Genomic DNA, 21,315 nt, shown 5'->3' on the forward strand with positions numbered 1-21,315 from the left:
CGTAAACACGCCCGCCCGCGGCGATTTGCCGTGCTGTAACGGTTGGCGGCCCGAGACGCTCAGGCCGCCGGGCACTCAGCGATTGATCAGCGCCAGCACCGCGTCGGTGATCTGCCGCGTGGTCGCCGTGCCGCCCAGATCAGGCGTGTGCACGCCGCTTTCGGTGACGGCCTCGATCGCCGACATCAGTTGCTTGGCTGCGGCAGGCTGACCCAGATGTTCGAGCATCAGTGCAGCGGTCCAGAACGTCGCAACCGGGTTGGCGACGCCTTTGCCGGTGATGTCGAATGCGGAGCCGTGGATGGGCTCGAACATCGACGGAAATGTGCGCGATGGATTGAGATTGGCTGTCGGCGCAATGCCCAGGCTGCCGGACAACGCGGCAGCCAGGTCGGACAGGATGTCGGCATGCAGGTTGGTGGCGACGATCACATCCAGCGTGCCGGGTTTGAGCACCATGCGCGTGGTCACGGCGTCCACCAGTTCCTTGTCGATTTTCACGTCCGGAAAGTCTTTGGCGACTTCGTAGAAAATCTCGTCCCACAGCACCATGCCGTGGCGCTGGGCATTGGATTTGGTCACCATGGTCAGGTGTTTGCGCGGGCGGCTCTGCGCCAGCTCGAAGGCAAAACGATGGATGCGTTCGACGCCGGCACGGGTGAACACCGACACCTCGGTGGCCACCTCTTCAGGCAGCCCTCGGTGCACGCGGCCGCCGTTGCCTGAGTATTCGCCTTCGGAGTTTTCGCGCACCACCACCCAATCGATCTGCTCACCGTTGTGCAGCGGGCTCTTCACACCCGGCAGCACGCGCGCCGGACGCACATTGGCGTACTGGTCGAAGCCCTGGCAGATCGGCAGGCGCAGGCCCCACAGGGAAATATGGTCCGGCACGTTCAACGCGCCCACGGCGCCGAAGAAAATCGCGTCGAAACGCTTCAGTTCTTCCAGGCCGCCTTCGGGAATGTAATAGCCGTTTTTCAGGTAGTTGTCGGAGTTCCAGTCGAAGTGTTTGAAGTCCAGCTCGAAGCCGGACTTCTTCGACAGGGCTTGCAGCACTTCTACACCGGCGGCGATGACTTCCACGCCAATGCCGTCACCGGGAATCGCTGCGATTTTGTATGCGGTCATGATCCACTCCACTCTCAAACGTTTTTGTTATGCCGCCTGAACCGGGCTGTTCAAACGGGGTGTGAGCGGAGTATATGTAGTGAAACCAACGCAGTGAGTGACTCAGAATCACTACATCCATAACTTTGAGTTACGAATGAACCAGACCCTGGATCTGCAGTTTTTCTACCTTCTCGCCAAGCAGGGCAGCCTGGCCGCGACCGCGCGAGAACTGGGCGTGACGCCGCCAGCGGTGAGCAAGCGTCTGAGTGCGCTGGAAGCCCGACTGGGCATCCGCCTGGTCAACCGCACCACGCGCTCGATGAGCCTGACGGCCGAAGGCGAGCTGTATTTTTCCCATGCCGCGCGCATCCTCACGCAGATCGAAGAGGTCGAGCAGCTGGTCAGCAGCAGCCGCGCCACACCCAAGGGGCTGATTCGAGTCAACGCTTCGCTGGGCTTCGGGCGGCGTTACATCGGGCCGGCGCTGGCGGCGTTCTTTGCGCGCTATCCGGAGGTCGAGATTCAGCTGGAAATCAGCGATCACCCGCTGGACCTGAGCGCCCACGGTTTCGACCTGGGCATTCGCTTCGGCACGCTGCCGGATGCGGCCTTTCATGCGCGCAAGATCGCCTCCAACCGTCGCTTGCTGTGTGCTTCTCCGCTGTACCTGGAAAAACACGGTGTGCCCACGCGCCTGGCCGATCTGCAGGACCACAACTGCATTTTCCTGCGTCAGAACGAAACCCCGTACGGGGTGTGGAGCTTCACCAATGGCGGCAAGACCCACAACGTCAAGGTGCGCGGCGCACTGGGCTGCAATGACGGCGAAGTGGCGCTCAACTGGGCACTGGAAGGATTCGGCATTTTGCTGCGCGCTGAATGGGACATTGCCCGTTACGTGCGCAGCGGCCGCCTGCGCCTGGTGCTGGAAGACCAGACACCGACCCGCGCCGATGTCTATGCGGTCTATCCGCAGCAGCTTCATCTGTCGGCAAGGGTGCGCAGCCTGATCGATTTTCTGGTGGAGCGCTTCAAACACATCGACCACTTGGGAGAAGCCGCTTCGGAGATCGACTGAAGCATCATCAAGAGCATTCCTTCGACTCCCATGGAATAACCCCCCGCCCTCGTCGTCTCCCCTGTGAACGCTTTCAGCCAGGAGGAAACGCACATGCCACGTACCACTCGCCATTCGCTGCGCTGCGGGCTCGCCCTGCTGTTCATGGGCGCGATGTCCGCCGCCATGGCTCACGATGGCCACGAACACGCGGATGCCGCAGATCCGCTCAGCGCCGAGGCGCCCTTCGTCAGCGAAAACAATGCCGCCATGGACAGGATGATGGCGGGCATGGACGTCAAGCCCAGCGGCGACATCGACCACGACTTCGTCGCGATGATGACCGCACACCATCAGGGCGCCATCGACATGGCCCTGACCCTGCTCAAGTACGGCCACAACGAACAGCTCAAGCGCATCGCCCAGGAAATCATCGTCGATCAGCAGCAGGAGATCGCCGCGATGGCCCTGGCCGTCGGCCAGCCCCTGCCCCCCTCGGTGGCCTCCCCGACCCAGTCGCCCGCCGCCACCCAACCCTGATCATTCATCCCGGACCTCAGAAAGAAGGAATACCCCATGAGCCTTCCACGCTTGCCCCTGGCACTGCTGACCTGTGCCCTGTTGACTGCTTCGGTGTCCAGCTTCGCCGGGCAGATTCCCGGCAAGGCCTCGGCCAAAGACATTCCGGTCTCTCACAGCGACCGCGTCTACGCTGCCGAGCAATTCTCCAACACGGTATCGGTGACCAACCCGGTCGATAACAAGCTGTTGGGGGTGATCAGTCTGGGCGACCCGCAGCCCGGCAACCTCAGCCCGCTGTACAAAGGCGAGGTGCTGGTGCATGGACTGGGCTTCTCGCCAGACGACAAGACCCTGGCGGTGGTGTCGATCGGAACCAACTCAGTGTCCTTCATCGACACCGAAACCAACACCGTCAAGCACAAGACCTACGTCGGCCGAGCGCCCCACGAAGCGTTTTTCACGCCAGACGGCAAAGAAGTGTGGGTGACGGTGCGCGGTGAAGACTACGTGTCAGTGATCGATGCCAAGACCTTCGAGGAAAAAACCCGCATCAAGACACCCGCTGGTCCCGGCATGCAGATCTTCTCGCCGGACGGCAAATACGGCTATGTCTGCTCCTCATTCAACCCGGAGACCGTCGTGGTGTCGGTCGCCGACCACAAGATTGTCCGGCATGTGCAGCAGGTCAGCCCGTTCTGCCCGAACATCGCGGCATCCGCCGATGGCAAGCAGGTCTGGTTCACCCTCAAGAACGTCGGCAAGGCGCAGGTCTTCGACGCCAGGCCACCGTTCAAGCTGATCAAGACACTGGACATCGGCCCGATCGCCAACCACGTCAATCTGGTCAACAACGCCAACGGCTCGTTCGCCTACATCACCGTGGGCGGGCTGAATGAAGTGCAGGTGTACCGCACCGACACCTTCGAGAAGGTCGCGACGATTGCGGTGGGCAATCTGCCTCACGGCGTATGGCCCTCCGGCGATGGCAGCCGCGTTTACGTCGGGCTGGAAAACGCCGATGCGTTTGCGGTCATCGACACCCTGAGCAACAAGGTCATCGCCACCATCCCGATCGGCCAGGCGCCGCAGGCGATCGCCTACGTGCCCAACGCAGTGGAGAAAGGACCCGGCACCGACAACCTCAAGCCATTGGGCGTGGCCGGGCAAGCGGTGCATCTGAGCCTGAACGCCGTCAACAAAACCGCGGACAAGGCGCCTACCAGCGTCACGCTGTTCAATCAGGGCCTGACCCAAGTGCTGCAGGCGGCAGTGACCGGGCTTGAACCCAAACAGCCTTACACCCTGGCGCTGGCTGACAAGGCCGACGGCAGCGGCACGCTGGAGCCGTTGTCGGCCTTCATGACCAACCCGGCAGGTTCGGCCATCGTCAACGCTATTGGTCCGATCCGTCAGATCGTACAGAGCGATGCTCAGGATCAGCGCCGCTACCTGGTCGTAGTGGCGGGCAAACCGGATCAGCTCGGCACGCTGGTACAGGTTCAGGGGCAGTAATCGGCCTTTTCGCCACCGCCCCGAATCGGTTCAACGGGCGGCGGCGACCGCTCCGGGCAGGGGCGGCTGTTCTTCCGCAGGCCGGGCGGTGTAATGCAATTGATGAGGCAGCGCCTGGCCTTGGGCATCGAACAGATGGCAGCGAACGCCCGAGACCCCGATCGCCAGTGACTGCCCGGCCTTGACCGAAGACATGCCCTCGCCCTTGACCATCAGGTCACTGCCGTCGGCCGTCTGGGCATGAGTGAAGGTTTCCCCGCCCAGATGCTCGACCACCAGCGCTTTGACCGGAATCTGCGCATCGCCCAGCCCGCGCTCCGACAGATGTTCGGGGCGCAGGCCCAAGGTCAGCGCATCGCCCGCCTTGACCCCTTCGCCCTGCACCGGCACACGCAACTGCCCGCCACCGGGCAGCACCACCTCGACGCCATCTGCACTGACCGCCGTCGCCGACACCTGCAAGAAACTCATCTGCGGCGAGCCAATGAAGCCTGCGACGAACAGGTTGCGTGGATGGTGGTACAACTCCAGCGGCGAGCCGACCTGCTCGATGCAGCCCTTGTTGAGCACGACAATCTTGTCCGCCAGCGTCATCGCTTCGACCTGATCGTGGGTCACGTACACCATGGTCGCCTGCAGGTCGGCGTGCAGCCGGGCGATCTCGATGCGCATCTGCACCCGCAGTGACGCGTCGAGGTTGGACAGCGGCTCGTCGAACAGAAAGACTTCCGGCTCGTGAACGATGGCACGCCCGATGGCGACGCGCTGGCGCTGTCCGCCCGACAGCGCCTTGGGCTTGCGCTCGAGCAAGGGATCGAGCTGCAGGATGCGCGCGGCGTTGCGCACCTTGGCCTCGATCTGGTCCTTGGGGGTTTTCTGCATCTTCAGGCCGAAGGCGATGTTGTCGTAGACCGACATGTGCGGATAGAGCGCGTACGACTGGAAGACCATCGCCACGCCCCGGTCGGCAGGCTCGAGAAAGGTCACGTCTCGCGCACCGATCCGGATCTGCCCCTGCGTGATGCTTTCAAGACCGGCAATGCACCGCAGCAAAGTCGATTTGCCACACCCCGAAGGCCCGACGAAGACCACGAATTCGCGGCTTTCGATGCTCAGGTGGATGTCATGCAACACCTTGATGTCGCCGTAGGCTTTCTCGACGCCACTTAAACTGAGCTCAGTCAAAATCGTGTCCTCTGAAATTATTGTTGTTGTTTCAGACCTGCAACGTGCTGCGATGTGTAGGAGCGCGCTTGCCCGCGAAAGCGTCAGACCCGATGCATTCGTGTGTGGCGACCCGGGCAAGCGCGCTCCTGCGGGAATGTCTCGTGTGCACACTTGACAGCGAAATATTTCGTCCTACGATCATTTGTAATTCTAAAAATACAAATGTCAAGGAGCGCACCGAATGCGGGCTGCATACATCCATGGCATCCGCGACATCCGCATCGGCGACAAGCCGGTGCCGGTGCCGGCTGGCGACGAAGTGTTGCTGCGGGTCAGCGCTGTCGGGGTCTGCGGCAGTGATCTGCATTATTACAAGGAAGGTGCCATCGGTCATGCGCGCATCACCGAGCCTTTCATCGCCGGGCACGAATTTGCCGCCCGTGTGGTCGAGGACCATCCCGATCTGCAGCTCAAGGCCGGGCAACTGGTGGCCGTGGACCCGGCCAGGCCTTGCGGTCAGTGCGAGTGGTGCCAGCGCGGTCACGTTAATCTCTGCCCCCACGTGCAGTTCCTCGGTTCGCCGCCTCACACCCACGGCGCCATGACCGAATACATCGTGGTCTCGCCCAGTCAGATCTACCCCGTTCCCGATCACTTCACGCCGGTGCAGGCGGTCATGCTCGAACCCCTCGGCGTGGCGATTCATGCGATGGATCTTGCCGGTACGAAGAAGCTGTTCGAAACGGTGGCGATCATCGGCTGCGGCCCGATCGGCCTGTGCCTGCTGCAACTGGCGAAGATGATGTGCAAAAAGGCCGTCTACGCCATCGACCCGATCAATTACCGCACCGAGAAAGCCCGCCAGCTGGGCGCCGACGAAGTCGCCTCCGACCACGCCGCGATTGCCGAATGGACCCATGGCCGAGGCGTGGATCTGGTGCTGGAAGCGACCAACTCCCCCGAAGGTTTTCAGATCGCAGCGCAGTCTGCGCGCATCGGCGGCCGAGTGGTGCTGGTGGGCATTCCCGATGGCGATCAGTACGCGCCATTGAGCGCATCGCTGCTGCGCCGCAAAGGCCTGGACATTCGCCTGTCGCGGCGCATGGGCCACGTCTACGACCGGGCCATCGCCCTGGTCGCGCAGGGTCAGGTGGACGTCGACTGTCTGGTGACTCATCGCTTCGACCTGCAACAGGCGACTGACGCCTTTCGTTATCCGTCCGCTTTTCTCGACGGCGCGCTGAAGACCATCATCCTGCCCAACCCGGAATGAAACACCGCAATCGCTGACGCGCGTGAGCGCAGACAACGTCATCCTCACCAACAACAATAAAGAGGTCGCGTAATGAAGAAGCTGGTATGGAATGCCCTCGCCCTGTCGGTCGCACTGGGTGCAGGCGCGGCTCAGGCCTGGACCCTGGAAGAGGCCGCCGCGCCCTACAAGGGCACCGAGATCAAGGCGATTTTCCTCGACCGCCCCGGTTATGCCGCGGCGATCAAGCTGCTGCCGGAGTTCGAGAAGAAGACCGGCATCAAGGTTGCCTACGAAACCGTCCCCTACGAGAACAGCCGCGAGCGCCAGGTGCTGAGTTTCACCTCCGGTGAACAGCTTGACGTGGTCCTGACGGACGTGGTGTGGATCGGCGAGTTCGCCGGTAACGGCTGGCTGGAACCGGTCACCACGTTCACCAAGGATGCCAGGCTGGCGGACCCGGAGCTGAAGCTCGACGGCTTCTTCCCGATCCTGCTGGAGTCATTCGGCAGTTGGGACAAGCAGACCTACGGGCTGCCGTTCGATAACTACTCAGGCCTGCTGTTCTACAACAAGTGCATGCTCAAGGACGCCGGTTTCGACAAACCGCCAGCGACCTGGGACGAGCTGCTGAAGGTTTACGCGCCCAAACTCACCGACAAGTCCAAGGACCGCTACGCCTATGCGCTGCAGTCCAGGCGGGGCGAGACTCAGTCGGCGGACAGCTTCATGCGCTTCCTCTGGCCGTTCGGCGGCTCGCTGCTGGATGCCGGTTTCAAATCGAACCTCAATTCCAAGGCGTCTCAGCAAGGGCTGCAGTTCCGTCAGGACCTGATGAAGTTCATGCCGCCGGGCATCGTCGATTATGACCACAACGAAGCGGTCAACGCCCTGGCTCAGGGCAAGGTGGCGATGATCACCGAGTGGTCGGCGTTCTACAGCACGCTGGCCGATCCCGGAAAATCCAAGATCACCGACTGCCTGGCGGTGGCGACAGAGCCCAAAGGGCCGGCGGGCCTCAAGCCTGCACTGGGCGGGTTCTCCCTCGGCGTCAACGCGCACTCCGACGACAAACAGAAAGCGGCGGCGTGGCTGTTCATTCAGTGGGTCACCTCCGAGGCAATGGCCAGGCCTTACCTGGATGCAGGCGGCGTCAGTGGCCGGATGTCGGTGTACAAGGACGCGGACGTGCAGAAGAAATACCCGTTCGTGCAGCCGATGGTGACCTCCTGGGAAGGCGGCGTTCCGGACTACCGCCCACGCTTCCCGCAGTGGCCTGAAATCTCCGAAGTGGTCGGCGAGAACGGCACGGCGATCATGCTTGGTAAAACCAGTGTTCAGGACGGGGCCAAGGCCATCGGCACGAAAATGGAGGACATCCTGAAGAAAGCGGGCTACTACGACGGCAAGGCGAAACTGCTGAAATAACCGACACGACGCGCTCCTGATTCTGGCCGCAGGCCGTGGGAGCTTCCGGGGTGGCGCGAGACAAGGTGCAGCGCCATCCCGGCAGCTGCAACGCCTTCGGCAGAAACAGGCCTTCTGAGAATGTGCTATGTCCAATAACAAAAAACCGGTGTTCCCGACGCTCTGGAACAACACTCGCGCCGCCTTCTCGTTTTTGGCGCCCGCGACCGTCGCGCTGGCGTTGATCGGGATTTTTCCGACCGTGTTCGCGCTGGTCAATTCGTTTCGCCAGTACAACCTGGCCCGTCCCAAAGACGCCACGCCCTTCATCGGCTTCGACAATTACCTCAGCGTGCTCAACGATGCCTCGTTCTGGGCCGCGCTGGGTCGCACCGGTCTGTTTCTGTTGACCGTGGTGCCGATTCAAATGGCGCTCGGCCTGATCATCGCGTTGATGCTGCACAAGCCGGGGCTGTCAGGCTTCAAGCTGTTGGCGCGGATGAGCCTGGTGATTCCGCTGGCGACCGCGCCTGCGGTGGCCGGTCTGATCGGCCGGCTGATCTTCAACCGCGACTTCGGGGTGGCCAACGCGTTGCTCGCGATGCTCAACGCCGGACCCGTGGAATGGCTGGGCGACACCACCAATGCGTTCATCGCCGTGGCCCTGATGGACATCTGGCAATGGACACCGTTCTGCGCGCTGGTGCTGCTGGCCGGCCTGACCATGGTGCCCAACGAAATCGAAGAGGCCGCGCGCCTCGAAACCCGCAGTCGCTGGCAGATCGTACGTTACGTGCAACTGCCCTTCCTGCTGCCCAGCGCCACGGTCATCCTGATCCTGCGCACCGCCGACATCCTGAAAATGTTCGACACCGTGTTCACCATGACCCGCGGCGGCCCGGGCGCGGCGACCGAGCTGGTCAGCGTGTACATCCAGCGCATCGGCTTTCGGGTGTTCGATCAGGGCGTGGCCTCAGCGCAGGCGATCCTGCTGCTGATTCTGACCATTGTGCTGGCGCGCCTCTACATCAAATTCGTCTACCGGGAGATCTGAAATGGCCACCGTTCCCGCTGCAAAAATTCCGCTCGCGGCGAGTGCGCCGAGCCACGTGCGACCCCGCATGAAGGTCAACGCCTGGCACCTGGTCGGGCTGCTGGCGATCTTCCTGTTCGCAGTGTTTCCGTTCTACTGGATGGTCGCCACCAGCCTCAAGACCCAGGCTGAGGCGCTCGCTTCGCCGCCGATCTGGGCCTTCACGCCGCATCTGGATAACTACGTAAAAGTGTTGTTCGAGCGCGACGTGCTGCACAGCCTTGGTAATTCGCTGATCGTCGCGGTCTGCACCACCGTGCTTGCAGTGGGCCTCGGCACACCGGCCGCCTACGCGCTGGCGCGGTTCGAATTCAGGGGCAAGGAAGATCTGTGGTTCTGGTTCATCACCAACCGCATGCTCAGCCCGATCGTGGTCGCACTGCCGATCTTTCTCATGGCGCGCAGTCTGGGTCTGATCGACACGCATCTGGTGCTGATCCTGATTTACCTCACCTTCAACCTGCCGATCGTGGTGTGGATCTGCACCGATCAGTTTCGCGGCGTGCCGAAGGATCTGGACGAGGCCGCGCGATTGTCCGGGGCGTCACGCTTCACCATTTTCTGGCGCATTGCCCTGCCGCTGGCGATGCCGGGCGTTGCGGTGTCGGCGATTTTCTCGTTCATCTTCTCCTGGAACGAACTGCTCTACGCGCTGGTGCTCACGCGCAATGTCGCACGCACCGCACCGGTCACGGCGACCAGCTTCATGAGCGGATACGACTTGCCGTGGGGCGAGATCATGGCCACCGGTACGCTGATCGTGTTCCCGGTGATCATTTTCGCGTTGATGGTTTCCAGGCATCTGGTACAAGGTCTGACCATGGGCGCCGTGAAATAAGCGCCCCGCTTCCCAGGCCATGCCAAGGACACTGCCGTGCAGAATCGCTCTCCGGAATTGACCGCCGACACCGAAACGGTGAACGCGGAAGATCAACTGAACATCCGTATCGCCTGGTACTACTACGTCAACAACATGACCCAGCAACAGATCGCCGACCGCATGGGCATCACACGGGTGCGGGTGAACAAGGCGCTGGCGACCTGCCGTGAAACCGGCGTGGTGCAGATCCGTATCAATTCACCGCTGGCCTCGTGCATCGAGCTCGAGGAGCGGATACAGGAGCGGTTCGGCCTGCAGCGGGTGACGGTGGTGCCGTCGCCGGACGATCCGTCGAGCATCTTTCGCGTGCTGGGCGTCGGGGTTGCGCCGACGCTGGAGACGTACCTGGTTGACGGTTGCATCATCGCCGTCGGCTGGGGTCGCACGCTGCGGCAGGCCGTGCGCGAGCTGCAAGGTCGGTCGCTGCCGAACATGACGGTGCTGTCCTTGCTTGGCGGCCTGCATTACGGCTCGGCGAACAACACCGTCGAGATCGCCTCCAGCCTCGCCGGCCTGTTCGGCGGCTCCTATTACTACCTCGCCGCGCCGGTGTTCGCGCCATCCGAGCAATACCGCAACATGATCCTCGAAGAGGCCTCGGTGCAGGACGTGCTGGGCAAGGCGCGCCAGGCTGACCTGGCGTTGCTCACCGTCGGGGATCTGAGCGAGCGCTCGCTGATGCTGGAGCTCGGACTGGTCAATCCTGAAGACGCCCGTTCACTGCGCGCGGCGGGTGCGGTGGGTGATCTGCTCGGGCGCTGGCTCGACCGTGACGGCATTGAGGTCAACCATCCGCTCAATCGGCGGGCCATCTCGCTGGACCTGGAAGACCTGCGCAAAGTGCGCAAGGTCGTGCTGGTGTCCGGAGGCCCCTACAAGGCCGAGATCATTCGTGCGGTGCTGCTGCGCAATGTCGTCCATGAACTGGTGATCGATGAAAGCGCCGCCCGGCAACTGCTTGAACAGGACAACTGACCCGGAGCAACCATGGCCATCCACGACTTCAGCGGCAAACGCATTCTGGTGACCGGCGCCGGCAAAGGCATCGGCCGTGAAACCGTGCAATGGCTCAGCCGCTGCGGCGCCGAGGTGATTGCACTGGGTCGCAACGCGGCGGACCTTGCCTATTGCGATCAGACCCTGGTGGTGGACCTGGCCGACGTCGCGGCGACCCGGGCCGCCGTGACCGGCGCGCTGCCCATCGATCTGCTGGTCAACTGTGCCGGCGTGGTCGAGCTTGAGTCGTTTCTCGAGACGTCCGTGCAGACGTTCGATCACCTGATGGCCGTGAACACGCGTGCGCCGATGGTGGTGGCGCAAGTGGTCGCGCGGGACTTGATCGGCCGTGGCGTGCCCGGCGCCATCGTCAACGTCTCGAGCCTCGCTGCCGCCGTGGGTACGCGTGATCATCTGGCGTACTGCGCCTCCAAGGCGGCGCTGGATGCGATGACCCGGGTGATGGCCGTGGAGCTGGGGCCCCATGGGATTCGGGTCAACAGCGTCAATCCGGTGGTGACGCTCACGCCGATGGCCGACAAGGCCTGGAGCGATCCGGCCAAGGCGGCGTCGATGCTGTCGCGCATCCCGCTGGGCCGCTTCGTTCAACCCGGCGAGATCGCCGCGACCATCGCTTTCTTGCTCAGCGACGATGCCGGGATGATCAACGGCGTGACTTTGACGGTCGACGGCGGTTTCAGCGCCGGTTGAGCCTGGCCAGACGCGGATACAGATCGCGCAGCCGAGGATAGAGTTCGCTGTACAGCGCCAGCAGTTCCTGATGAAACCCGCGCAGCGCAGGGTTGGGCAGAAACTGCTCGCCGTGCTGGGTCATCACCTGCGCCGCGCTGGCGAAGTCCGCGTACCAACCAGCGCCCACCGCGGCGGCAATTCCGGCGCCCAGGCTGGAGGCTTCCTGGGTCGCGGCACGCAACACCGGTCGGTCCGTGATGTCGGCCATGATCTGGCACCACAGACGGCTTGCCGCGCCGCCGCCGATGGCGACAAACGTGTTCACCGGCTGGCCCGTGGCCTGAACCATCTGCCGGGTCGCCACGGCCTGCTCCAGGGCGATGCCTTCCAGCACTGCCCGATAGATCTGCGCCCGGCCGTGATCCGGCGACAGGCCCAACAGACACCCGCGTGCATCCTGATCCCAATAGGGGTTCATCACACCGTTCCAGTACGGCAACAGAATCAGTCCCTCACTGCCCGGCGCCACGCGCGACGCCTCGATTTCCAGCCGGATCAGGCTGTCCGGGTGCGCCACCACGTCGATCTCGAAGAACTGCTGGAGCAGGCTGTTGATCAGCAGCGTGCCCGAGCGCAACGACGTTTCCAGCACGTAGCCCTGCCGATCGATGGCGCACAGGGTGCGAAAGGCTGCGTCGACCATCGGCGTCTCGGCGTACACGCCGGAAACGATGGCCGTGCCCAGATTCAGGTACGCCGTACCAGGGCTGACGACGCCGATCCCCAGGCCGCCGGCCTGCCCGTCACCGCCACCGGCCACCACCCTTGTGCCGACGGGCAGACCGGTCAGCGCCGCTGCCTGCACAGTGACCTCACCCAGCACCGAGCCTGGCGCCGACGCCTTGGGAAAACACTCGCTGCTCAACGGCATCGGCAGCGCCTGAAGCACGTCGTCAGCCCACGCGTGCCGGTGAATGTCGAAGGCACCGAAGGGATCGGCGCTGGCCCAACTGGTGACGAATTGCCCGGTGAGCTTGCGCACCAGCCAGGCATGGGGCTCGTACACGTGACGAATGCGGCTGAACAGCTCGGGTTCGGCATCGGCCATCCACGCCAGGCTGTAAATCGCCGGCGCCCAGTCATGGGGCTTGCCGGTGATCGCATGCAGCCGCTCATGGCCTACACGCTCGCAAAGTGCCGCGACTTCATCTTTGCGGCGCTCATCGAGCCAGAGAATCGCGGGCCGTAACAGCCTGTCGTCGGCATCGGTGACCGCCACGGTCTCGCGTTGATTGACCACTGCAACCGCTGAAATCACCTTGCCCTCGAGCATCGGCAGCAAGACGTTCAAGGCCTGCTGCGTCGCCCGCCACCACGCTTCGGGGTCCTGTTCATAGGCGTTCGGCGCAGGCCGCGACAGGCACAACGGCGCCCGCGCCTGCGCCACCAACAGCCCGCGCACGTCCCAGGCAATGGCCTTGCACGTGGTCGTACTCAGATCGATTCCGATCACCAGCTTCTGCATGTGTACCCCGCTCCCTCGCCCGCTGCCCCCGCGGATCGAAGGGCAAGACTAGCTGAGGAATGATCGTCATGTCGCCGCGACGCCGATGATCGCCGGGTGACAGTCGCTGCAGTCCGGATGGCATCCCGCGAAGACCAGGCAATGCGCCGGATTGACAAGCGGGGCTGTGCTCGCCGAGTCTGTCGGACCCGTTGCAGGAGAGCACGATGGCGAGCAAAGAAGAGATCGCGGCGTTCATCGCCCGGGAGTTTCCGCAAACCCGGATTGTCGTGGACAAGGTCGGCGATCAGCGGGCCACGGTGTCGCAGACGGTGGGTGAAGCGGATCTGCGTCCCGGCGGCACGGTGTCCGGGCCGACCCTGATGGCCGTGGCGGATGTCGCGCTGTACGTGGCGGTGCTGGGCGTGATCGGCATCGTGCCGCTGACCGTCACCACCAGCCTGACGATCAATTTTCTGCGCAAGCCGCAGGCGGGTCGGCGGATCATTGCTGAATGCCAGTTGATGAAAGTCGGTAAAACCCTGGCCATCGGCGAGGTCTCGCTGTACTCCGAAGGCCTGCCGGAAGCGGTCGCGCATGTCGTCGGCACCTACGCCATTCCGCCCGTACACTTGCGCTGAAGCGCACCCGCCGCGAACCTCCGGCGCAGTGGGCACTCAAAACCCACGCAGCCTCCGAACGCTGCGGGCCGTCCAGCCTGGCTGGACACCGACACCCACACCTTCGATGGAACGCTTATGAAACGCTATCTCTGGCTCGGCCTTCTGGGCACACTTTCTCTGGGCGCGCAGGCGGCCACTCTCGATGTCCCGATCAATCTGGTGAGCGCTGACGGCGCGCCTCAGCTGATCGGCCAGATCACCATCAGTGAAACGGCGTACGGTCTGGAATTCACGCCTAAACTCACCTCGCTGCCTGCGGGCGTGCACGGTTTCCATGTTCACGAAAACGGCAGCTGCGACGCTGGCACCAAAGACGGCAAGAAAGGCGCGGCGCTGGCGGCAGGCGGGCATTTCGATCCGGCCAAGACCGGCAAGCATCTGGGCCCTTACGCCAACGGCCACCTGGGCGACCTGCCTGCTGTCTACGTCACCGCAGACGGCAATGCGACTTACCCGGTGCTCGCGCCGCGCCTGAAGAAGATCTCCGAGATCAAGGGCCACGCGCTGATGATCCACGCAGGCGGCGACAACCACTCTGACATGCCGATGCCTTTGGGCGGTGGCGGTGATCGGGTCGCCTGCGGCGTGATCTGATCCTTGTCGGTTGCACCAGAAACCGGTCATGCCCGCCAGGCACGACCGGTTTTTTTTTGCGTCAGAACGTCCAGCGGGCGTTGACGACTGCGTTTCGCGGCTCGCCATAACTGCCGGAGTTGAATGTGCCCAGGCCGTCGTAATACTTCTTGTCGAACAGGTTGTTGACGTTCAGCCCCACGCTCAGGTGTTCGTCCACCTTGTAATTCGCCAACAGGCCCACCACGCCGTAGGGCCGCTGATGGGCCTTGGTGTTGAAGTCTTCGTTGACCGCGTAGATATCGCTCTGCCAGGTCATGTTGCCGCCCACCGTGAGTTTGCTCAGCTCGCCCGGCAACCGATAGGCGGTGCCCAGCTTGAACAGGTTCATCGGCTGGTTGGTTTCCACCCGGTTGTCTTCCTTGTCATGGGACTCGCGGTAGGTGTAGCCGCCAATGACGTTCCAGCCTGGCAGGATCTCACCGGAAATCTCGGTCTCGATGCCGCGCGTGGTGGTGCCGCTGATGGCCCGGTAGATTTCCTGTGCGCCGCTGTCGTCCACCAGTTGCGGGGTGTTTTTCTGTTTCACTTCGAACAGCGCGACGCTGGCGTTGAGCGCGCCATCGAAGAATTCGCCTTTGAGGCCGATCTCGTAGTTATCGCCTTCGAGCGGCTCGAGCGATGTACCGCTGGCCGTTTTATAGAAGGTCTGCGGCAGGAAGATGTTGGTGTAACTGGCGTAGACCGAGTAGGTGTCGTTGAGGTCGTAAATCACACCGGCGTAGGGCGTCACGACACCGGTCTTTTTGGTGCGATCGCGAGCGGTGGCCTGGCCGGTGAAATCGTCGCTGCTGTCGTCGCGCTCGTTCCAGTTGCTGACCCGGGTACCCAGAATGATCGACAGCGAGTCGGTGGGTTTCAGACGCAGGGCGCCATACACGCCGTTCTGGCTCAGGCGCGTGAGGTTTTCCTCGATCTTGCGCAAATGCGGCTTGCCACCGGGGTTGCCGTCGTACTCGTAGATGTTGTCGACCGAAGGCGTAGCACGCTCGTAGGTCGGGTAGTTGAGGTGGGTGTAGGCCACGTTGCCGCCGAACACCAGCTCATGTTCACGCCCGCCCAGCTGAAACGGCCCGGTGACGTAGAGATCGGCATTGTCCTGGGTCTGATAGCTGTCCAGCCGGTTGACGAACATCGACACGCCTGCACCGGTTTCAAAATCCGGCGCGCCGGAACTGGCCGAGCCGACCACGCCATGGCGGTAAGCGTACTGATGACTGTACGCGGCCTTGAGGGTCCAGTCGTTGGCCAGCTTGTGCTCGAGCACCGTGCTGAAGTTGTAGTGGGTGTTGTCCAGGTAACTCCACTTCGCGCCGGGGTTGAACGAGCGGGAGAAATGGGTCGCCGTACCATTGCTGTTGAACAGCGGAATGTGGCCAAAGCTGACGCCGTCCGAGTCGTTGTTCTGATAGTCCAGGCTGAACCGCAGCAGGGTGTCCTCGCTCAGGTCCACATCGACCGCGCCGTACATCACGCGTTTTTCCGTGCTGTACCAGTCGACAAACGAGCGAGACGTTTCGTAGGCGCTGACCAGTCGCCCGCGAATGTTGCCGCTGTCGGTCAAGGGCCCGGACACATCCGCCTCGGCGCGGTACTTGTCCCACGCACCCGCCTCACCGTACACATACCCCTGGAAATCTTCGGTCGGGCGTTTGCGCACCAGGTTCAGCGTGGCCGAAGGCGTGCCTGCGCCACTGAGCAATCCGGTGGCGCCACGCACCACTTCGACGCGGTCGTAGATCGCCATGTCGGCCAGGGTGCTGGTGAACTGCTGGGATTCGTTGGCGGTCTGGGAAGGAATACCGTCGTATTCGAAGTTCTGGATCTGGAAGCCGCGGGAATAAAAGGTGTAGCGATCGCTGTCGCGATGGTTGCTGGACAGCCCCGGGGTGAACTTGACGACATCGTCCAGCGACGCCAGGTGGTGATCGGTCATGACCTGACGCGGGATAACGGTGACCGACTGCGGCGTCTCGCGCAGCGACAGACCCATTTTGGTCGCGGTGCTGGTCTGGCGAGGCGTGTAGGTGCCGCTGTATTCGGTGGTCTCGTCGATGCCAGTGCTGACCACACTCGTGGCGCCCAGCTGCATGGCCGACGACGTGTCAGCGCGGTACAGCACGTAAACGCCCTGCGCACCGGGCGCAGCGACCAGGCCCGAGCCCGCGAGCAGCGTGGCGAACCCCTGGTCGACGCTGTAGTTGCCGTTGAGCCCGGCGCTTTGCTTGCCATCGGTCAGCCCCGCCTGAAACGACAGCACGATGCCGGACTCGTTGGCGAAACGGCCGAGCACCGCACCCAAGGGCCCCGGCGCGATGACGTAGTTCTTCTGCACGCTGGCGGCCTGCGCATACGCCCCGCCGAGAAACACTGGTTCCAGCCAGGCCAGCGAAGCCCCGAGCAAAGCAAGTTTCAGCGTGTTTTGCGGCTTGAATGCACCCAGTGGGCCGTTCGGTTTGTTCGGGGTACGCATGCGCTCTCCTGAGGCCCCGGTCGGGGGCGTTGTAAGGGTTTCTCACAAGGAGTCGCGTGAGCAGGCGCAAATCGACAATGCCACTGCGAAAAAAACGGAAAAAATTTACGCCGGGGCGTTTTTCGCAATCAGACGCGTCCAGAACCCGGTGTAGCGCTCGGCCTTCACCGGCAGCGAACGGGTCACCGCGGACAGCGCCAGGTCGATGTTATCCAGCGGGAAACTGCCGGATATCCGCAAGTGGGCTACGTCAGGCGCGCAGCCCAGATAGCCGCTGCGATAACGCTGCAACTCGCCGATCAAACGGTCCAGGCGCCAGCCGTCGATCACAAGTCGACCATTGATCCAGGCATCGGCGGAGGGGTCGAGCGGGCGCGAATCGAACAGCGCCAGCGTGTTGAAACTGACGGCCTGCCCGCTGTCGATGACGCGCTGCTCGCGGCCGGCCGCCTGCGGCCGGACCGCAACGGCGTGCTCGAATACGCTTAATTGAGTGAAGCCTTCCATCTGCCTGACGCTGAACCGGGTGCCCAGCGCCTGCATCGCGCCCTGCGCGCTGCGCACGATGAAGGGCCGAGCATCCTTGGCGGTCGACACGAAGATCTCTCCTTCCCGCACAACGATCAACCGCGTCTGCGCGGTGTAGGCGATGTCCACGGCGCTGGCGGTGTTGAGCACCAGGGTGCTGCCGTCGTCGAGTTGCCAGGTCAATCGCTCGCCGGTGCCTGTTCGCAGATCGGCAAGTAACACCGGCGCCTGACGATAGCCCGCCCATCCCAGCGCGCCGATACCTGCGCCCAGCATCAGGCTCTTGAGCAACGCCCGGCGCCCGGTGCCGGCCACGCTGCGTCCTGCTCGATCCAGCACCTGATAACCCAACGCGCCCTTGGCATTGCCCAACTGGCTCTGCAACAGCCCCACACGCTGCCACGCCCATTGATGCAGCGGATGCTCGTCGTACCAGGCCTGCCACTGCCGTTGTAAGGTTGCGTCCCCTGGCGTTGCGCCCAGCCTGGCGAACCAGTGGGCAGCCAAACTCAGCGCCTCGTGTTCAGGGGACCGGCTCACTGTTCGTGCGCCAGCGCAAACAACAGGCAATGCTCGGTGGCGCGGGCGATGTATTTGGTAACCGAACTGACAGAAACGCCCATCTGCGCGGCGATCTCCTTGTAGCCCAACCCCTGCAATTGCGAGAGCAGAAAAGCCTCTTTCACCCGAGGTCCAAGACCTTCGAGCATGGCGTCCAGGGCATGCAGGGTTTCCAGCAGGATCAATCGCTCTTCCGGGGAAATCGCGTAGCGCTCAGGCTGCTCGGCCAGCACCTGCAAGTAGGCTTGCTCCACCGACGTGCGACGGAAGCTGTCGACCATCACCCGCTTGGCGATGGTCACCAGAAAGTGACGCGGCTCGATCAGATCGCAAGCAACCGGCGCCTTGCGCTCGGCCACCAGCACGCGCATGAAGGTGTCCTGCGCCATGTCCGCCGCCTGATGCGAGCAGCCCAGCCGGCCACGCAACCAGTTCACCAGCCAGCCGTGATGTGCACCGTACAACGCAGCGACGCCATGCGGGTCGTTGGAGCAAGAGAGAGGGACGGCCATGATGAGAATCGCGAACAAATGATAATGGTTCGCAATATAGTGTAATCGGATACATTCGGCAACGAACAGATCAGCGGTGCCTGCAGAACGGTGGGAGCGACCGGAGTGGCGCTCCTGTCACCTCCGACCAGTGTCCAGACGACACAAGCGCAGCGCCTGGACAGCTATTTCGCGAACGCATTTCCGCCGAAAGAAGCACGCGGCGACAGCGCACTCGTCCCAGTATCGGCGTAAATCCGTTCGCGGAAAGCCGTCCCGTCGACGCAGATGCCGGAGAGCCCGATGCCTCAGCCCCAGAGGGTACGTCCGAAGAACGTCAGCGCGCGATCCCACGCAAGCTGCGCCCAGACCGGGTCGTACTGGGTACCGGGAATACGCCCGTGGCCCACGGCGGTTTCATTGGCGAAGGCATGATGCGCCAGGTAGCGATGGAACTCGATGTCCACCCCACCGTCGCTGAGTTTCTCCTCCAGTTTGTCGACGTTTTCCGCCGGGAAGAACTCGTCCTGAGTGGCCCAATGCGCCTGAACCGGCACCTTGATGGCCTTGGGATCGAGGTATTCGAGCGGCGGCATGCCGTAGAACACGACGCCAGCGGTCAATTCCGGAATGAAATTCAGCGCCAGCAGCGTCAGCGCGCCGCCCATGCAGAACCCGGTGACGCCGACGTTCTGCGAGTGCCCTTTCAGGTATTGCACCGCGCCGCGAATGTCCTGGCTTGCTGCATCGCCGAAGTCCAGATTGCTCATCAAGTGATGGGCCTCTTCCTCTTCGACGGTCATCTCGCCGCGATACAGATCAGGCACCAGCGCCAGATAACCCGAGGCCGCCAGCCGATCGGCCACACCGCGGATCTGCTCGTTCAGCCCCCACCACTCCTGAATCACCACCACCGCCGGGGCGCCCTGGGTTTCTGCCGGACTGGCCAGGTAACCGCTGACCTCCTTCCCGTCCGGACGCTGGAAAGTGATCATCTTGCCTGCTGCCTGTGTCGTTGCCTGAGTCACGGTGCTCTCCCGAAAACGAATGATTGAATCTGTGCAGCGGCCGGAAAGCCGCTTGGGTGATCTGTTCTACTTCACTTGATGGAAGATGAAAAGCTCACCCCGGACAATTTCATGATGACCGCCATCAAAACGTGCCCGGATATCCGCCGCCGTCCAGTAACAGGTTCTGGCCGGTCATGAAGCCGGCGTGGGCGCTGCAAAGAAACGCGCAGAACGCCCCGAATTCCTCTGCCGTGCCGAAGCGTTGAGCGGGCACGGCGCCCCGACGCTGTTCGAGCACCGCATCCACGCTGACGCCTTTCTTGTCGGCGGCCAGGCTGATGTTTTTCTGCAGCCGCTCGGTGTCGAAAGGCCCCGGCAGCAGATTGTTGATGGTGACGTTGTTGCCGGCCAGTTGGGGCTGCCGCGCAAGCCCCGCGATGAAACCGGTCAGGCCACTGCGCGCACCGTTGGACAGTCCCAGCGTGTCGATGGGCGCCTTCACCGCGCCGGAGGTGATGTTGATCACCCGGCCAAACCCGCGCGAGGCCATGCCGTCGACGCAGGCCTTGATCAGTTCGATGGGCGTGAGCATGTTGGCGTCCAGCGCCCTGATCCAGTCGTCGCGCTGCCAGTCACGGAAATCGCCGGGCGGCGGCCCGCCGGCATTGTTGACCAGTATGTCGACCTGCGGACACGCCGCCAGCACCTGCTCGCGAACTTGCGGCTGGCTGATATCGCCGGTGACCGTGCGCACCTCGATGCCCGGCGCCAGCCTCCGCAGTTCAGCAGCCGCGGCCTGCAGCGCCTCATCGCCGCGCGCATTGATCACCAGATTGACGCCCTCTCTGGCCAGCGCCTTGGCGCATCCCAGCCCCAGCCCTTTGCTCGCCGCACACACGATGGCCCAACGGCCTGACAATCCAAGATCCATGAAAGACTCCCGTTTACTCGAAGTTGAAAGCACAGGGGTCAAACTTAGCATCTACGGGAACGGCTACAGCAAGGCACCGGCGAAAAACCGCAGGATCAGCCGTTTTGCAGGTCTGACAGGATCGCTGCAGCGTGACGGTCCTGGCCGGCGTTCTGCTGCTCGGCATCGCGCATCGCGCGCAATTGCTTCTTGAGGGTGTGCATCGAGGGGGCGTAGAGAAAGCCGAACGACACGCTGTTGCGACGGCCTTTGATCGCGTGATGCATGAGGTGGGCGTGATAGAGCCGCTTGAGGTAGCGGTTGCGTGGGCGTGGCCGAACGGGCCAGTGACGGTGCATGACGCCGTCATGAAACAGCACGTAAATCACGCCGAAGGCCGCCACGCCCGCCCCCACCCATTGCAGGGGATCGTGGCCGCTATTGCCGAGGACGATCAGGCCGACCGCAACCAGTCCAAGCACCAGCAGGTAGATATCGTTGGTCTCGAAGGCGCCCAGATGCGCTTCATGGTGGGAGCGATGCAGACACCAGCCCCAGCCGTGCATGACGTACTTGTGCGCAAGAAAACCCACACCTTCCATGGCAATCAGGGTGCAGAGAAATACCGTGAAGTTGAAAATCATAGGGTCGCGGGGCCGGCGGGTCGGGTCGTCGACGTGCAGCATACCGGGGCGCGCCGCAAAATCAAAAGCGGCCGACCAAACGGGCCACGTCTGCCAGGCATCGGGCGCAGCACAGCTGCCCGGACGAAGATTTCTCTCAGGACGTTTGCTTTCCTGACCAACCGATGTAAAAAATGGCCCATGCGT

Annotated in this window: 20 protein-coding genes; 11 read left to right on the top strand and 9 right to left on the bottom strand. The window is 62.9% G+C overall.

The window, feature by feature from the left end:
- Positions 1 to 75: 75 nt before the first annotated feature.
- Positions 76 to 1,131, bottom strand: a complete 1,056-nt coding sequence (locus tag AAGQ88_RS15810) for a tartrate dehydrogenase (protein ID WP_285424821.1) — start codon at positions 1,129 to 1,131, stop codon at positions 76 to 78.
- Positions 1,132 to 1,267: 136 nt separating this feature from the next.
- On the opposite strand from AAGQ88_RS15810, the gene AAGQ88_RS15815 reads away from it, so the two are divergent.
- The 3 genes from AAGQ88_RS15815 (at position 1,268) to AAGQ88_RS15825 (ending at position 4,204) form a co-directional block, all read left to right on the top strand.
- Positions 1,268 to 2,191, top strand: a complete 924-nt coding sequence (locus tag AAGQ88_RS15815; RefSeq protein ID WP_285424822.1) for a LysR family transcriptional regulator — start codon at positions 1,268 to 1,270, stop codon at positions 2,189 to 2,191.
- A gap of 93 nt (positions 2,192 to 2,284) precedes the next feature.
- Complete coding sequence (locus AAGQ88_RS15820) at positions 2,285 to 2,710, top strand: DUF305 domain-containing protein (RefSeq protein ID WP_342652889.1); 426 nt, start codon at positions 2,285 to 2,287, stop codon at positions 2,708 to 2,710.
- 36 nt (positions 2,711 to 2,746) lie between these two features.
- The gene (locus AAGQ88_RS15825; protein WP_342652890.1) at positions 2,747 to 4,204 is read left to right on the top strand and encodes a YncE family protein; all 1,458 of its coding nucleotides are present in this window, start codon (positions 2,747 to 2,749) and stop codon (positions 4,202 to 4,204) included.
- Between the two features lie 30 nt (positions 4,205 to 4,234).
- Here the strand turns inward: AAGQ88_RS15825 and ugpC are convergent, their stop codons facing one another.
- Complete coding sequence (gene ugpC / locus AAGQ88_RS15830; protein ID WP_342652891.1) at positions 4,235 to 5,389, bottom strand: sn-glycerol-3-phosphate ABC transporter ATP-binding protein UgpC; 1,155 nt, start codon at positions 5,387 to 5,389, stop codon at positions 4,235 to 4,237.
- Between the two features lie 223 nt (positions 5,390 to 5,612).
- On the opposite strand from ugpC, the gene AAGQ88_RS15835 reads away from it, so the two are divergent.
- From AAGQ88_RS15835 to AAGQ88_RS15860, 6 genes are all read left to right on the top strand, one after another.
- Positions 5,613 to 6,644, top strand: a complete 1,032-nt coding sequence (locus AAGQ88_RS15835) for an alcohol dehydrogenase catalytic domain-containing protein (protein WP_342652892.1) — start codon at positions 5,613 to 5,615, stop codon at positions 6,642 to 6,644.
- Between the two features lie 72 nt (positions 6,645 to 6,716).
- The gene (locus AAGQ88_RS15840; protein WP_285424827.1) at positions 6,717 to 8,051 is read left to right on the top strand and encodes a sugar ABC transporter substrate-binding protein; all 1,335 of its coding nucleotides are present in this window, start codon (positions 6,717 to 6,719) and stop codon (positions 8,049 to 8,051) included.
- 127 nt (positions 8,052 to 8,178) lie between these two features.
- The gene (locus tag AAGQ88_RS15845; RefSeq protein WP_285424828.1) at positions 8,179 to 9,084 is read left to right on the top strand and encodes a sugar ABC transporter permease; all 906 of its coding nucleotides are present in this window, start codon (positions 8,179 to 8,181) and stop codon (positions 9,082 to 9,084) included.
- Between the two features lies 1 nt (position 9,085).
- Positions 9,086 to 9,961: a carbohydrate ABC transporter permease gene (locus AAGQ88_RS15850; RefSeq protein ID WP_342652893.1), complete on the top strand. Its 876-nt coding sequence runs from the start codon at positions 9,086 to 9,088 to the stop codon at positions 9,959 to 9,961.
- A 36-nt stretch (positions 9,962 to 9,997) separates the two neighbouring features.
- Positions 9,998 to 10,978, top strand: a complete 981-nt coding sequence (locus AAGQ88_RS15855; RefSeq protein WP_342652894.1) for a sugar-binding transcriptional regulator — start codon at positions 9,998 to 10,000, stop codon at positions 10,976 to 10,978.
- Between the two features lie 12 nt (positions 10,979 to 10,990).
- The gene (locus AAGQ88_RS15860) at positions 10,991 to 11,710 is read left to right on the top strand and encodes an SDR family oxidoreductase (protein ID WP_342652895.1); all 720 of its coding nucleotides are present in this window, start codon (positions 10,991 to 10,993) and stop codon (positions 11,708 to 11,710) included.
- Here AAGQ88_RS15860 and AAGQ88_RS15865 read toward each other — a convergent pair.
- A complete protein-coding gene (locus AAGQ88_RS15865) occupies positions 11,697 to 13,217 on the bottom strand; it encodes an FGGY family carbohydrate kinase (RefSeq protein ID WP_342652896.1) in 1,521 nt (506 codons plus the stop codon). The two genes, AAGQ88_RS15860 and AAGQ88_RS15865, sit on opposite strands and share 14 nt — an antisense overlap.
- A gap of 206 nt (positions 13,218 to 13,423) precedes the next feature.
- Between AAGQ88_RS15865 and AAGQ88_RS15870 the strand changes: the two genes are divergently transcribed.
- Together AAGQ88_RS15870 and sodC are read left to right on the top strand one after the other, a co-directional pair.
- Complete coding sequence (locus AAGQ88_RS15870) at positions 13,424 to 13,837, top strand: PaaI family thioesterase (protein ID WP_342652897.1); 414 nt, start codon at positions 13,424 to 13,426, stop codon at positions 13,835 to 13,837.
- Positions 13,838 to 13,954: 117 nt separating this feature from the next.
- Entirely contained in the window at positions 13,955 to 14,473 is a 519-nt protein-coding gene (gene sodC, locus AAGQ88_RS15875) for a superoxide dismutase [Cu-Zn] SodC (RefSeq protein ID WP_342652898.1), read from the top strand.
- Positions 14,474 to 14,534: 61 nt separating this feature from the next.
- Here the strand turns inward: sodC and AAGQ88_RS15880 are convergent, their stop codons facing one another.
- The 6 genes from AAGQ88_RS15880 to AAGQ88_RS15905 all read right to left on the bottom strand — a co-directional run bounded on the left by AAGQ88_RS15880 (position 14,535) and on the right by AAGQ88_RS15905 (position 21,129).
- Positions 14,535 to 16,985, bottom strand: coding sequence for a TonB-dependent siderophore receptor (locus tag AAGQ88_RS15880; protein WP_342652899.1), 2,451 nt, complete (start codon positions 16,983 to 16,985; stop codon positions 14,535 to 14,537).
- Positions 16,986 to 17,090: 105 nt separating this feature from the next.
- Positions 17,091 to 18,020, bottom strand: a complete 930-nt coding sequence (locus AAGQ88_RS15885; RefSeq protein ID WP_342652900.1) for a FecR domain-containing protein — start codon at positions 18,018 to 18,020, stop codon at positions 17,091 to 17,093.
- Between the two features lie 29 nt (positions 18,021 to 18,049).
- Positions 18,050 to 18,586 (bottom strand): sigma-70 family RNA polymerase sigma factor, encoded by a 537-nt coding sequence (locus AAGQ88_RS15890; RefSeq protein ID WP_342652901.1) that lies wholly within the window; start codon positions 18,584 to 18,586, stop codon positions 18,050 to 18,052.
- A gap of 287 nt (positions 18,587 to 18,873) precedes the next feature.
- Positions 18,874 to 19,560 (bottom strand): dienelactone hydrolase family protein, encoded by a 687-nt coding sequence (locus tag AAGQ88_RS15895; RefSeq protein WP_342655824.1) that lies wholly within the window; start codon positions 19,558 to 19,560, stop codon positions 18,874 to 18,876.
- A gap of 157 nt (positions 19,561 to 19,717) precedes the next feature.
- On the bottom strand, positions 19,718 to 20,506 hold the full coding sequence (locus tag AAGQ88_RS15900; protein WP_285424837.1) for an SDR family oxidoreductase: 789 nt from the start codon (positions 20,504 to 20,506) through the stop codon (positions 19,718 to 19,720).
- Positions 20,507 to 20,601: 95 nt separating this feature from the next.
- Positions 20,602 to 21,129 carry a beta-carotene hydroxylase gene (locus tag AAGQ88_RS15905; RefSeq protein WP_342655825.1) on the bottom strand — a complete coding sequence of 176 codons (528 nt, stop codon included), beginning with the start codon at positions 21,127 to 21,129 and terminating at the stop codon, positions 20,602 to 20,604.
- Positions 21,130 to 21,315 lie beyond the last annotated feature (186 nt).

The sequence above is a fragment of the Pseudomonas sp. F3-2 genome (assembly GCF_038804275.1).
In the GTDB taxonomy this organism is placed as follows: domain Bacteria; phylum Pseudomonadota; class Gammaproteobacteria; order Pseudomonadales; family Pseudomonadaceae; genus Aquipseudomonas.